Annotated in this window: 10 protein-coding genes; 6 read left to right on the top strand and 4 right to left on the bottom strand. The window is 69.2% G+C overall.

All coding sequences use genetic code 11. The features are described from left to right. Positions 1 to 1,476 (bottom strand): leucyl aminopeptidase, encoded by a 1,476-nt coding sequence (locus tag Q5H91_RS02905; RefSeq protein ID WP_305171708.1) that lies wholly within the window; start codon positions 1,474 to 1,476, stop codon positions 1 to 3. A gap of 242 nt (positions 1,477 to 1,718) precedes the next feature. Here Q5H91_RS02905 and Q5H91_RS02900 point away from each other — a divergent pair, with 242 nt between their 5' ends. From Q5H91_RS02900 to rsmA, 3 genes are all read left to right on the top strand, one after another. Beyond that, positions 1,719 to 3,896 carry an LPS-assembly protein LptD gene (locus Q5H91_RS02900; protein WP_305171707.1) on the top strand — a complete coding sequence of 726 codons (2,178 nt, stop codon included), beginning with the start codon at positions 1,719 to 1,721 and terminating at the stop codon, positions 3,894 to 3,896. Positions 3,897 to 4,175: 279 nt separating this feature from the next. Beyond that, positions 4,176 to 5,591: a peptidylprolyl isomerase gene (locus tag Q5H91_RS02895; protein WP_370655208.1), complete on the top strand. Its 1,416-nt coding sequence runs from the start codon at positions 4,176 to 4,178 to the stop codon at positions 5,589 to 5,591. A gap of 27 nt (positions 5,592 to 5,618) precedes the next feature. Further along, positions 5,619 to 6,443, top strand: coding sequence for a 16S rRNA (adenine(1518)-N(6)/adenine(1519)-N(6))-dimethyltransferase RsmA (gene rsmA / locus Q5H91_RS02890; protein ID WP_305171706.1), 825 nt, complete (start codon positions 5,619 to 5,621; stop codon positions 6,441 to 6,443). A 6-nt stretch (positions 6,444 to 6,449) separates the two neighbouring features. Here the strand turns inward: rsmA and Q5H91_RS02885 are convergent, their stop codons facing one another. Genes Q5H91_RS02885 through guaB form a run of 3 tightly spaced genes read right to left on the bottom strand, consistent with a single transcriptional unit; the run spans position 6,450 to position 9,609 of the window. Further along, complete coding sequence (locus Q5H91_RS02885) at positions 6,450 to 6,944, bottom strand: hypothetical protein (RefSeq protein WP_305172368.1); 495 nt, start codon at positions 6,942 to 6,944, stop codon at positions 6,450 to 6,452. A 31-nt stretch (positions 6,945 to 6,975) separates the two neighbouring features. After that, positions 6,976 to 8,148: an RsmB/NOP family class I SAM-dependent RNA methyltransferase gene (locus tag Q5H91_RS02880; RefSeq protein WP_305171705.1), complete on the bottom strand. Its 1,173-nt coding sequence runs from the start codon at positions 8,146 to 8,148 to the stop codon at positions 6,976 to 6,978. Between the two features lie 3 nt (positions 8,149 to 8,151). After that, positions 8,152 to 9,609 (bottom strand): IMP dehydrogenase, encoded by a 1,458-nt coding sequence (gene guaB, locus Q5H91_RS02875; RefSeq protein ID WP_305171704.1) that lies wholly within the window; start codon positions 9,607 to 9,609, stop codon positions 8,152 to 8,154. Positions 9,610 to 9,770: 161 nt separating this feature from the next. Here guaB and Q5H91_RS02870 point away from each other — a divergent pair, with 161 nt between their 5' ends. The 3 genes from Q5H91_RS02870 (at position 9,771) to Q5H91_RS02860 (ending at position 12,967) form a co-directional block, all read left to right on the top strand. After that, positions 9,771 to 10,214, top strand: coding sequence for a MarR family winged helix-turn-helix transcriptional regulator (locus Q5H91_RS02870; protein ID WP_305171703.1), 444 nt, complete (start codon positions 9,771 to 9,773; stop codon positions 10,212 to 10,214). Continuing rightward, on the top strand, positions 10,207 to 11,280 hold the full coding sequence (locus Q5H91_RS02865; protein WP_305171702.1) for an HlyD family secretion protein: 1,074 nt from the start codon (positions 10,207 to 10,209) through the stop codon (positions 11,278 to 11,280). The genes Q5H91_RS02870 and Q5H91_RS02865 overlap by 8 nt, the downstream gene beginning before the upstream one ends. A 136-nt stretch (positions 11,281 to 11,416) precedes the next feature. Then, the gene (locus Q5H91_RS02860) at positions 11,417 to 12,967 is read left to right on the top strand and encodes a DHA2 family efflux MFS transporter permease subunit (RefSeq protein WP_305171701.1); all 1,551 of its coding nucleotides are present in this window, start codon (positions 11,417 to 11,419) and stop codon (positions 12,965 to 12,967) included. The last annotated feature ends 24 nt before the right edge of the window (positions 12,968 to 12,991 follow it).

Here is a 12,991-nt window from a genome sequence, read left to right as displayed (position 1 = left end):
CTATTTCTCGAAATTGTCCGCCACGAAGCGGTCGAGCAGCTTCACGCCGTAGCCGGTCGCGCCCTTGTCGTACGTCGTCCCAGGCTTGTCGGCCCAGACCATGCCGGCAACGTCGAGATGCGCCCACTTCACCCCGTCGTCGACGAAGCGCTGGATGAACTGCGCCGCGGTGATCGATCCGGCACCGCGCGGTCCGACATTCTTCATGTCCGCGATCGGGCTGTCGATCAGCTTGTTGTAGGTGTCCGACAGCGGGAAGCGCCACAATTTGTCGTCGGTGGCGGTGCCGGCGGCGATCAGCTGGTCGGCGAGCGCGTCGTCGTTCGAGAAGATGCCGGCATATTCATTGCCCAGGCTGACGATCATCGCACCGGTCAGGGTGGCGAGGTCGACGATCACCTTCGGACGGAACGTCTTCTGGGTCCAGGTGATCGCGTCGGCGAGCACCAGCCGCCCCTCGGCATCGGTGTTCAGCACCTCGATGGTCTGGCCCGACATCGACGTCACGACGTCACCCGGCCGGGTCGCCGCGCCGTCGGGCATGTTCTCGACCAGCCCGCAGACGCCGACGACGTTCGCCTTCGCCTTGCGGCCCGCCAGCGCCTTCATCGCGCCGACGACGGCACCGGCGCCGCCCATGTCCCACTTCATGTCCTCCATGCCGGCGGCGGGCTTGATCGAGATGCCGCCGGTGTCGAAGGTCACGCCCTTGCCGACCAGCGCCAGTTCGGGATCGCCCTGACCAGCGCCCTGCCATCGCAGCGCCAGCAGCCGTGCCTCGCGCACCGAGCCCAGGCTGACCGCTAGCAGCGAGCCCATGCCAAGGTCGCGCATCGCCGCCTCGTCGAGGACGACGATCTCCAGCCCCAGCCCCTCGACATCGGCGCGAACGCGCTCGACGAAGCTCTCGGGATAGAGGATGTTGGGCGGCTCGGCGACGAGGGTGCGGGTCAGTTCCAGTCCCTTGGTCACCGCCTGCTGCGCGTGCCATGCGGCGTCCGTACCGGCGGGTGCGCCGGCGATGGTCAGGGTGGCGAGGCTAGGCTTCTGGTTGTCGGGCAGGCGGGTGCGATAGGTGTCGAGCCGCCAGGCGCGCTGCGCGGCGGCGGCGGCGAATCGTGCCACTGCCAGCGGCTGCACCGCCGCCTGCTTCGACAGATCGACCACGGCCTCGGTCGTGCCGGAGGTCAGCAGCCGCGCGACCAGCGCGCCGCCAGCCTTGGCCCAGTCGTTGTCGCCGCCCGCGCCGATGCCGGCCAGGATCACCCGCCGCGCGCCCGCGCCATTCGGCACGACGAGGTCGAGGAGCGTCCCCGCCTCTCCGGTGAAGCGCTGTCCGGCTGCGGCCACCGTCGCCAGCTGTGCGGCACCGCCCGGGTTCGTGCCCCAGTCGAGTTGCGGCAGCCCGTCCTTCCCGACCGGATAGACGGTGAGCGCCGCATCGGCGGCCGCGGACGGAGCAAGCTGAATCTGCATCAATACCTCTTCGATCTCGTCCGTTCATCTAGGCACGGCCACCTCCGGCGGCAACCACGGCACCGGCGCGTGTCGGTCGACATATGTCGGACCATGCGATAGGCGCTGATGCCAGGCGACCGTATCGGGGCGGCCGCCGGCCTGAGGGGTCGAGCAACATCGTGTCGCGTACCTGCCGGCCATTCAGCGGCCCATCCAGCAGCTTTGCCCTTGTCGTCGCCCTAGCCGCGGCCGCCACACCGGTGGCGGCGCAGACCCTGCAGGACCGTGGCGGCGCCCCTGCCGCCCCTGTCGCCGCGACGCCGACCGTCGATGCCGAGCAGGTGCAGTTCAGCGCCGCGACGCTCGAATATGATTACGACGCCGACATCGTCACCGCGACCGGCGACGTCCGCATGCTGCGCCGCGACGACCGGCTGCGCGCCGACAAGGTCGTCTGGAATCGCAAGACGGGCAAGGTCGTCGCCAACGGCAATATCGCGATCGCCAACCCGCAGGGCGACGTCGCGTATGGCGACGAGATCGAGCTGACCGACTCGCTGCGCGACGGCGTCGTGAACAACATGCTGCTGGTCCTGAACAAGGGCGGGCGGCTGGCCGCGGTGCGTGGCACGCGCGAGGAAGACGGCACCGTGCTCCTCGACCGGGCGGCCTATACCGCCTGCGCCGTCGAGACGCGCGCCGGCTGTCCCAAGGAGCCCAGCTGGAAGATCACCGCGGTTCGGGTGACGTATCGCCCGGAGCGCGAGCGGGTCTATTACGACGGCGCGCGGATCAACCTGTTCGGTCTGCCCACGCTTCCCCTTCCCCGCTTCTCCCACCCGGTCGGCGGCGGCAGCGACAGCGGCCTGCTCAGCCCCGATGCGCGGTACAGCCAGGTCAACGGGCTGGAAGTCGCCCTGCCCTATTATTTCCGGCTCGCGCCCAATCGCGGGCTGACCGTCACGCCGCACATCTATTCCAGCGTGCTGCCGATGGCAGAGGTCGACTATTCGCAGCTGAGCGACACCGGCGCGTTCCGCCTGCACGGCTATCTGACCGAGAGCCGGCGCAGCGACGACCTGCAGACGCTCGACCCTACCGACACGCGGATGGCGCTGCGCGGCTATATCGACGGCATCGCCCGCTATCAGTTCACGCCGGAGTGGAGCGCCAGCGGATCGCTGCGCTGGGCGAGCGACCGCACCTTCCTGCGCCGCTACGACATCTCGCGTGACGACCGGCTGCGCAACACCGCCAGCCTGCAGCGGATCGGCACCGACAGCTACTTTGCGATCACCGGCTGGGCGGTGCAGACGCTGCGCGTCAACGATTCGCAGGGAATGCAGCCGATCGCCCTGCCCGAGATCGATTACCGCCGGCGAATGACCGAGGGGCTGCTCGGCGGACGGGTAGAATTGCAGCTGAACAGCCTGGCGCTGTCCCGGACCGAGGGTCAGGATACGCAGCGTGCCTTTGCCAGCGTCCGCTGGGACCTGCGCCGGCTGACCAACTGGGGGCAAGAGGTCACCTTCACCGCCTTTGCCCGCGGCGATGCCTATAACACCCACGATACGCTGAGTACCGCCGTCGCCAGCTATCGCGGCACCGAGGGGTTCCAGACCCGCGCGATCGGCGCGGTCGCGGTCGACATACGCTGGCCGTTCGTCGGGCCGCTGGGTGGCGGCAACCAGCGCTTCACGCCGCGCTTCCAGATCGTGGCGGCGCCTCGCGTCAAGAACCTGTCGATCCCCAACGAAGACTCGCGTGCCGTCGATCTGGACGATTCCAACCTGTTCGCGCTCAACCGCTTCGCCGGATACGACCGGTTCGAGGATTCGACCCGCGCGACGTACGGCGCGGAATACGGGCTGGTCCTGCCCGGCTTCACGCTGGATGCGGTGATCGGCCAGAGCTATCGCCTGAACGCGCGCCCGTCGATCCTGCCGGACGGGACCGGGCTGTCCGACCGCTTTTCCGACTATGTCGGCCGCACCGAACTGCGGTTCCGCGACTTCGTCTCGATCGTCCATCGCTATCGCCTGGACAAGGACGGGTTCGCCGTGCGCCGGAACGAGGTGGACGCGACGGTCGGGTCGCGCAGCACCTATGCGCTGGTCGGGTACCTGAAGCTCAACCGCAACATCACCACGGTCGAGGATCTGCGCGACCGCGAGGAGCTGCGGGTCGCCGGACGCGTCCAGTTCGCACGCTTCTGGTCGGCGTTCGGGTCCGCGATCGTCGACCTGACCAACAAGGCGGAGGATCCCTTGTCGCTCGCCGACGGCTTCGATCCGATCCGTCACCGGCTGGGCGTGCAGTATGAGGACGACTGCCTGCGGCTGGGCGTGACCTGGCGGCGCGACTATCGTCAGATCGGCGACGCGCGGCGCGGCAACACCTTCCTCTTGACGCTTGGCCTGACCAACCTGGGTCGGTAAGGCCCAAACTCGCTCAGGACAACGCCGTGACGGAGCCGAGGCGGGTGACAGGCCAGGAGCAAGGAGGGAGCGATGCCAAGCATCGTGACCGACGCGCGACGCCGCCTGTCGCACGCCTCGGCCCGCCGCGCAGCGGTCGCCCGGAGCCGCTTGCTGACAGCGTCAGGCCGCTTGCGCGTAGCACCGCTACGCGACAGCGCGACCTTCCTTGTCAGTAAGCGGCTCCGGGCGATCACGGCATTGTCCTGAGCGAGTTTGGACCGTAAGCGGTGGTTCAGCATGGCGCGGCTAACCGCGGCGGTGTCGACCGGACGGCACCTGATGGGAACGGACATATACGTGAAGCATGAAAGTCGGTGGGTCGCGGCGAGCGGCCGGTTGCTGGGATCGGTGATGCTGGCGGTGCTGGCCGGCGGCGCGGTGGCGCAGCAGCCCGAACAGTCGAGCGCGGCCGGGCTGGACCTGCCCGCCAATCTCGAGATCTTCGGCAAGCTCGACCCCAACGTCCGCAAACCGACGGCGATCGTCAACGAGCATGTCATCACCGGCACCGATGTCGACCAGCGCGTCGCGTTGATCCTGGCGGCGAACAACACCACCAAGCTGCCCCAGGCCGAGTTGGATCGGCTGAAGCTGCAGGTGCTGCGCCAGCTGATCGACGAGACGCTGCAGATCCAAGAGGCGAAGACCGCCGACATCACGATCACGCGCGACGAGTTGCAGCAGAGCTACGACCGGATCGCCCAGAACTTCAATCGTACGCCGGCGCAGATGGCGGGCTTCCTGCGCGACGCCGGGTCGTCGGAACGGTCGCTGAAGCGGCAGATCGAGGGCGAGCTGGCCTGGCAGCGTTATCTGCGCCGTAAGGTCGAGCCGTCGGTCAATATCGGCGAGGCCGAGGTCAAGGCGATCCTCGACCGGCTGGAGGCGGCCAAGGGGACCGAGGAGTATAATCTCCGCGAGATCTATCTTTCTGCCAACGACGCCACCGCCCCGCAGGTGCTGGCGCGCGCGAAGCAGATCATCGCGGAGATCCAGAAGGCGCAGCAGCCGTTCGGCTTCTTCGCACGGCAATATTCCGAGGCGTCGACCCGCGGTGTCGACGGCGACCTGGGCTGGGTGCGCGCGGCGCAGCTGCCGACCGAGCTGGCCGCCTCGGTCCAGCAGATGCAGCCCGGCCAGGTCGCGGGCCCGATCCCGATCCCAGGCGGCTTCTCGATCATCGCGCTCGCCGACAAGCGGCAGGTGCTGACCGCCGATCCGCGCGACGCGCGGCTCAGTCTGAAGCAGCTGACGCTCAAGTTCCCGCCCGGCCTGGCCGAGGCGCAGGCGGCGGCGAAGGCGGCGGCGTTCGGCAAGGCACTGAGCGCGATCCAGGGCTGCGGCACGGTGGCGAAGGTCGCGGCGACGATCGGTGCGGAAGTGGTCGACAATGATGCGATCCGCGTCCGCGACCTGCCGCCGCAGCTGGCCGAGATCATGCTGCAGCTTCAGGTCGGCCAGGCGACGCCGCCGTTCGGATCGCGGGAAGACGGCGTTCGCGCGCTGGTGCTGTGCGGTCGCGACGATCCCAAGGGCGGACAGCTGCCCTCGTCCGAACAGGTCGAAAACCAGCTCCAGCAGCAGCGCGTGAACCTGCGCTCGCAGCAGAAGCTGCGCGATCTGCGGCGCGATGCGGTCGTCGAGTATCGCTGAGGTGGTGTCTCGCCACGCCGTTCGGGCGTGAGCGACACGCCTGCCCTGCCGCCCCTGCGTGAGGTGATCGCGCGCCACGGGCTGACCGCGTCCAAGGCGCTCGGGCAGAATTTCCTGTTCGACGGCCAGCTGCTCGCGCGCATCGCCGCGGTGCCGGGCGACCTGACGGGTGCCGAGGTGCTGGAGGTTGGCCCGGGGCCCGGTGGCCTGACCCGGGCCCTGCTCGCCGCGGGTGCCCGCGTGACCGCGATCGAGCGCGACCGGCGCTGCATCCCGGCGCTCGCAGAACTGGGCGACGCATACCCCGGCAAGCTGCGGGTGATCGAGGGTGACGCGCTGGAGATTGACGCACCCGCGCTGTTCGACGGTGCGCCGCATATCGTATCGAACCTGCCCTATAATGTCGGCACCGCGCTGCTGGTCGGGTGGCTGTCGGCCGAGTGGATGCCGTGGTGGCGATCGCTGACGCTGATGTTCCAGCGCGAGGTGGCGGACCGGATCGTCGCGGCGGCAGATGACGACGCCTATGGCCGGCTGGCGGTACTCGCCCAGTGGCGCTCGGCGGCGCGGATCGCGATGCCGGTCCATCGCTCCGCCTTTACCCCGCCGCCAAAGGTGATGTCGGCGGTTGTCCACATCACCCCGACCACGACGCCCGATGGGGTGCGGCTGGCGACGCTGGAGCGGCTGACCGGCGCGGCGTTCGGACAGCGGCGCAAGATGCTGCGGCAGAGTTTGAAGGGTGTCGCGGGCGCCGCAGAGGCGATGGAGGCTTGCGGCATCGATCCGACGCGGCGGGCCGAAACGGTGAGCGTTGCGGAGTTCATCGCCCTCGCTCGGGCGATGGCCTGACGAAGGTCAGGGCTTGCCGGTCGTTCCCTCGACCTGCGCGGTCGTGATCGGCGGGCCCTTGACGATGCTCGCGGCGAGCGTGGTCGCCTCGGGGCAAGGGCCCTTGCACAGCGTCTTCAGCCGGGCGAGGTTCGCGCGCGCGCGGTCGAGCGCACCCTTGGCGACCAGCGCCTCGCCCTGCCCCTGCAACGCGGCGCGATCGTCGGGTTCGAGGAGCAGCGCCTCGCGATAGAGGCGGATCGCCTTGCCGGGCAGCGCGCGCGTTTCGGCAATCTGGGCCAGGGTGATGAACGCCCCGGCGTTGCGCGGATCGACCAGCGCCGCCGTTTCCAGCGTGTCGTTGGCGAGTTCCAGGTGACCGGCGGCCTTCTGCGCCTTGCCCTCGGCCAGCAGCTGCATCGAACGCGGATCGATCGCCCGCTCGGTACGCTGGCCCTTCAGCGAGGTCGTGACGCTGACCGTCGCAAGCGCGGCGACAAGGGCGACCGAGGCGAAACGCATCATCATCTCCGAACGGGGCACGCCATGACGGCTAGCATGGCGCGATCAGCCGCGCGACGAAAAATCCATCCGTCCCGTCGGTGGCGGGATCAAGGCGGACGCCGTGCCCGTGCGGGCGACCGGCGGGCAGGTCCGGCGTTTCGGCGCGCCAGCCGGGATGAGCGGCAAGGAAACGGTCGACCTGCCCCGTTCCCTCCTCGTCGAGCAGCGAGCAGACGATGTAGACCAGGCTGCCGCCCGGCCGCACCAGCGGTGCCGCGATCGACAGGACGTGCGCCTGTGTCTCGACCAGCCGCGCCAACCGCTTGGGCGTCAGCCGCCAGCGCGCCTCGGGATTGCGGCGCCAGGTGCCGGTACCCGAGCAGGGCGCGTCGACCAGCATACCGTCGGCACTACCGCGCCAGCCGACCAGTGCCTCCGCTTCGCGACCCGGATCGAGCAGCCGCGTCTCGACGATCGACACGCCCGCCCGCTCGGCCCGTGGCAGCAGGCGCGACAGGCGACCGCGATCGGTATCGCAGGCGAGCAGCGCGCCCTCGTTCGCCATTCGCGCGGCGAGCGCCAGCGTTTTGCCACCGGCACCGGCACAGAGGTCGACGATCCGCTGTCCGGGTTCGACCGGCAGTGCCAGGCCGACGATCTGGCTGCCCTCGTCCTGCACCTCGACCGCGCCGTCCCGGAACGCCGGCAGTTGGTCGACCACGGTGCCACTCGGCAGGCGCAGGCCGGCGGGAACGCGCGGCAGCGGCTCCGCGCCCTCGACTTCGGGCGCGTCCTTCAGCGTGTTGATGCGCAGGTCGAGTGGTGCCCGCGATATCAGGGCCGGCATCGCCTCATCGGACAGGCTGGACAGGCGCAGCATCTCGACCAGCCAGGCCGGCGCGATCCCCCGCCCTGCCCGCTTCTCGCCCGGCGCGATCGGCGCGGGACCGTGCGCCGATCCGTCGAAGGTCGCTGCGACCGCGGGATCCTCGTCGGCGAGCAGCAGCAGCGCGGCGCGGCCGCTCGGCGGCACCTCGCCAGCAGAGCGGATCGCGGCATAGACCAGCTCGCGCACCGCCCGCCGGTCCTTCGACCCGGCATAGCGGCGCGTCGCGAAATAGCGGGCGACCAGCGTGTCCGCCGCCGCCCCGCCCTCGCGCGCGGCATCGGCGATCATGTCGAGCAGCTCGATCGCGGCCTGGGTCCGCGCCGCCGGCGTCATGGCTCAGCGCGTCGGATAATTGGGCGCCTCGCGCGTGATCGTCACGTCATGGACGTGGCTCTCCTTCAGCCCGGCGCCGGTGATCTGGACGAACTGCGCGCGGCTCTGCAGGTCGGCGATGGTAGCGGCGCCGGTATAGCCCATTGCCGCCTTGATACCGCCGACGAGCTGGTGGATCACGTCGCGCGCCGGTCCCTTGAAGGCGACCTGGCCCTCGATCCCCTCGGGCACCAGCTTCATCTGGTCCTTGATGTCGCCCTGGAAATAGCGATCGGCCGAGCCGCGGCCCATCGCGCCGACCGAGCCCATGCCGCGATACGACTTGTACGAGCGGCCCTGGTAGAGAAACGTCTCGCCCGGCGCCTCCTCGGTGCCCGCCAGAAGCGAGCCGACCATGCAGGTCGCCGCCCCCGCCGCGAGCGCCTTGGCGAGATCGCCCGAGGTGCGCAGCCCGCCATCGGCGATCACCGGCACGCCTGCCTTCGCACCCGCTTCGGCACAGTCCATGACGGCGGTCAGCTGCGGCACGCCGACGCCGGCGACAACGCGGGTGGTGCAGATCGAGCCCGGGCCGATGCCCACCTTCACCCCGTCCGCACCCGCATCGATCAGCGCGCGCGTCGCCTCTGCGGTGGCGACGTTGCCGGCCACCACCTCGACGGCGTTGGACAGCTTCTTCACGCGCGCGACCGCGGCGGCGACCTCTGCATTATGGCCGTGGGCGGTGTCGATGATGACCAGGTCGACGCCGGCATCGACCAGCGCCTCGGTCCGGGCGAAACCCTTGTCGCCCACGGTCGTCGCGGCAGCGACGCGCAGGCGGCCGGCGGCGTCCTTGGTCGCGTCAGGATGGATCGCGGCCTTCTCGATATCCTTGACGGTGATGAGGCCGACGCAGCGATAGGCGTCGTCGACCACCACCAGCTTCTCGATACGGCGCTGGTGGAGCAGGCGGCGGGCCTCGTCCTGGCCGACATCGGTCGATACGGTGGCGAGGTTGTCGCGCGTCATCAGCTCGGCGACCGGCTGGTGCGGGTTGCCCGCGAAGCGGACGTCGCGATTGGTCAGGATGCCGACCAGCCGGCCGTCCTGCTCGACGACGGGAATGCCGCTGATCCGGTGCTGCGCCATCAACGCCTGCGCCTCTGCCAGCGTCGCCGTCGGCGCGATGGTGATCGGGTTGACGACCATCCCGCTCTCGAACCGCTTGACCTGGCGGACCGCAGCCACCTGCTCGTCGACCGACAGGTTGCGGTGGAGCACGCCGATCCCGCCCAGCTGCGCCATGACGATCGCCATATCCGCCTCGGTCACAGTATCCATCGCCGCCGACAGCACCGGGATGTTGAGCGCGATGCCGCGCGTCACCTGGGTGCGCGTGTCGGCCTGGCTGGGCAGCACCGCCGAGGCCGCCGGGACCAGCAGCACGTCGTCAAAGGTAAGGCCGAGGCGGATGTCCATGGGAGCTGCCGAATCCTGCATGTGGGGCAAGTGGCGGGCCATGTAACCAAGATGCCGCCCCGCGGCTAGTGCGGGGAACATGCGTGCCGCGCAACCGCGGCGACATGGTTTGCAGGCACTCCCGCCTTCCTTTTACTAAGCATGCATATTATGTGCGCGCGATGAATGATGACTTGGCATTTCTGATCGGCGACGTGTCGCGCCTGATGCGCCGCCGCTTCGACGAGCGTGCGCGACAGGTCGGCGCCACCCGGCAGCAGTGGCGCGTGCTGCTGAAGCTGGCGCGGCACGAGGGCGCGACTCAGGGGACGCTCGCGGAACTGCTGGAGGTCGAGCCGATTACCTTGTGCCGCATGGTCGATCGGCTGGCGGATGCCGGGCTGGTCGAGCGGCGCCGGGATCCGGCCGACCGGCGGGCGTGGAACATCTTCCTGACCGAGCGGGCGCATCCCATGCTCGACCGGTTGCGCGGGGTCGCCGACGACCTGTTCGGCGAAGTGCTGGGCGGGATCGACGCCGCCGCGCTGGCGGCGATGAAGGACACGCTGGGACAGCTTCATACCAATCTTCAGGCGGCATCACCGAAGGAAAAGGCCCATGGCTGACGCGGATCCGCAGCGCACGCTGCACGCCGGCACGATCGATGCGACAGCGGAAGCCCCGGTCGCCCGGCGCCGCCGCTGGCGCCCGCTGTTGATGGTCAGCGTACCGTTGCTGGCCGCGATCGTCGCCGGCTGGTTCTGGTTCACCGCCGGCCGGACGGTGTCGACCGACAACGCCTATGTCGCGCAGGACAAGGTGGCAGTGTCGGCTGATGTCGCGGGCCGCATCGTCGAGGTCGGAGTGACCGAGAACCAGCGGGTGAAGGCAGGTGACCTGCTGTTCCGCATCGACCCGGCGCCGTACCGGATCGCCGTCGAACAGGCGGATGCGGCGATCGCCGGCGCGCAGGTCCAGCTCACCTCGCTCCAGTCCGACTATCGCGGGACCGGTGCCGACATCGTCGCCGCGCGTGACGCGATCCAGTCGGCCAAGGAGGATTACGACCGTCAGGCCGAGCTGATGCGCCGCGGCTTCACGACCCGCGCGCGGCTGCAACAGGCGGAACATGCGCTGGAACAGGCGCGCGGCCGGCTGGGCAATGCGCAGGCGGAAGCCGACAAGGCGCAGGCGAAGCTGTCGACCGGATCGGCGGTGCCCGGTGCCAATCCCGCGATCGCGGCCGCACGGGTGGGGCGTGACAAGGCAGCGCTCGATCTGTCGCGCACCGTCGTGCGCGCGCCGGTCGGCGGCACCGTCAGCCAGACCGACCGGCTTCAGGTCGGCCAGATGATGATCACCGGCCTGCCCGCCGTGTCGATCGTGGCCAGCGACACGTCGTGGGTGGAGGCGAACTTCAAGGAGACCGACCTGCAGCACATGCGCGTCGGCCAGCCGGCGGAGGTTCGCTTCGACGCCTTTCCGGGCGTGACGCTGAAGGGGCATGTCCAGTCGATCGGCGCGGGTACCGGATCGGAATTCTCGGTGCTGCCGGCGCAGAATGCGACGGGCAACTGGGTCAAGGTGACGCAGCGCATTCCGGTGCGCATTGCCATTGACCAGAAAAGCCCGCGCCAGCTGATCGCCGGCCAGTCGGCGGACGTGACCGTCGACGTGCGGAGCGGGCGTTGAGCTTTGGGATGCCCCGTCATGCCGGGCTCGTCCCGGCATCCACCGGGCCGCAAGAGCATCAGGCTGAGCGTTTGTTGAGCCGTGGAAGCCGGGACAAGCCCGGCATGACGATTGGCAATTTCGGCCGGTACTGGCCATGACTGCCGCCCACGACCAGCCCGCGCTCCACACCAGTAACCGTCCGCTGCTGACCCTCGGCGTAATGGCGGCGACGATCATGCAGATCCTCGATTCGACCATCGCCAATGTCGCGCTGCCGCACATGCAGGCGGCGCTGGGCGCGACGGCGGATACGATCACCTGGGTGCTGACCAGCTACATCGTCGCCTCGGCGGTCGCGATCCCGGTGACCGGCTGGCTGTCGGACCGGATCGGCAGCCGCAACCTGTTCCTGTGGTCGGTAGTCGGCTTCGTCGCGGCATCGATGCTGTGCGGGCTGGCGCAGAACCTGCCGTCGATGGTGTTCTTCCGCATCCTCCAGGGTATCGCGGCGGCCTTCATGAACCCGCTCAGCCAGACGGTGATGCTCGACATCAACCGGCCGTCGAAACAGGCCGGCGCGATGGCGGTGTGGGGCATGGGGGTGATGGTCGGCCCGATCATGGGGCCGGTGCTGGGTGGCTGGCTGACCGAGAACTACAACTGGCGCTGGGTCTTCTACGTCAACGTGCCGATCGGCATCGGCTGCTTCGCGATCCTGTGGTCGCTGCTGCCGAGCCGGCCGGTGCTGAAGCGCGGATTCGACCTGTTCGGCTTCGCGACGCTGGCGATCGCGATCAGCTCGCTCCAGCTGATGCTCGACCGCGGCCAGTCGGAGGATTGGTTCGCGTCGTGGGAGGTATGGCTGGAGGGACTGGTCGCGCTGTCGGCGGCGTGGATGTTTGCGGTCCATCTGGCGACCGCCAAGCGGCCGATGTTCGGGCGCGACCTGCTCGCCAACCGCAACCTGATGACCGGCATCGGCTTCATGCTGGTCGTCGGCATGCTGATGATGGCGACGATGGCGCTGCTGCCGCCGATGCTCCAGAACCTCTACGGCTATCCCGTTCTCGACACCGGGCTGCTGCTGGTGCCGCGCGGAGTGGGCATCATCTTCAGCATGGCGATCGCCGGGCGGCTGGTGGCGAAGGGCGCCGACCCGCGCTGGCTGGTCGGCACCGGCCTCGCGATCGCGGCGGTATCGCTGTGGGAGATGACCGGCTGGACGCTGGTGATGGGTGCGCGCCACTTCATCGTCACCGGGCTGATCCAGGGCGCGGGGTTGGGGCTGATCTTCATCCCGCTCAACATCACCGCCTTCGCGACGCTCGGCCCGCACCAGCGGACCGAGGGGTCGAGCCTGATGAACCTGTCGCGCAACATCGGCGCGTCGGTCGGTATCTCGATCGTCGTCGCGATGCTCGCCCGGAACATCCAGACCAGCCATATGGAGCTGGCCGGGCATGTCACCGCAGGCGGGCTGACCGGGGCCGACCCGATCGTCGGATCGATGCTGGGCACGAACAGCGACGCGGCGCTGGCGATCGTCGACGGGCTGGTGAACCAGCAGGCGGCGATGATCGCCTATCTCGACGACTTCAAGCTGATGATGATCCTGACCGCCTGCGCGATCCCCCTCGTGCTGCTGATGAAGCGGCCGCGCGGCGCGGCACCGGCAAAGGCGAGCGCAGATGCGATGGGGCATTGAGGCAGGGCACCGGCCACATTGTCG

It is taken from the genome of Sphingomonas aurea (assembly GCF_030678875.1).
Lineage (GTDB): Bacteria > Pseudomonadota > Alphaproteobacteria > Sphingomonadales > Sphingomonadaceae > Sphingomonas > Sphingomonas aurea.
Note: the sequence above shows the minus strand (reverse complement) of the source record. Positions and strands in the feature narration are given on the sequence as shown.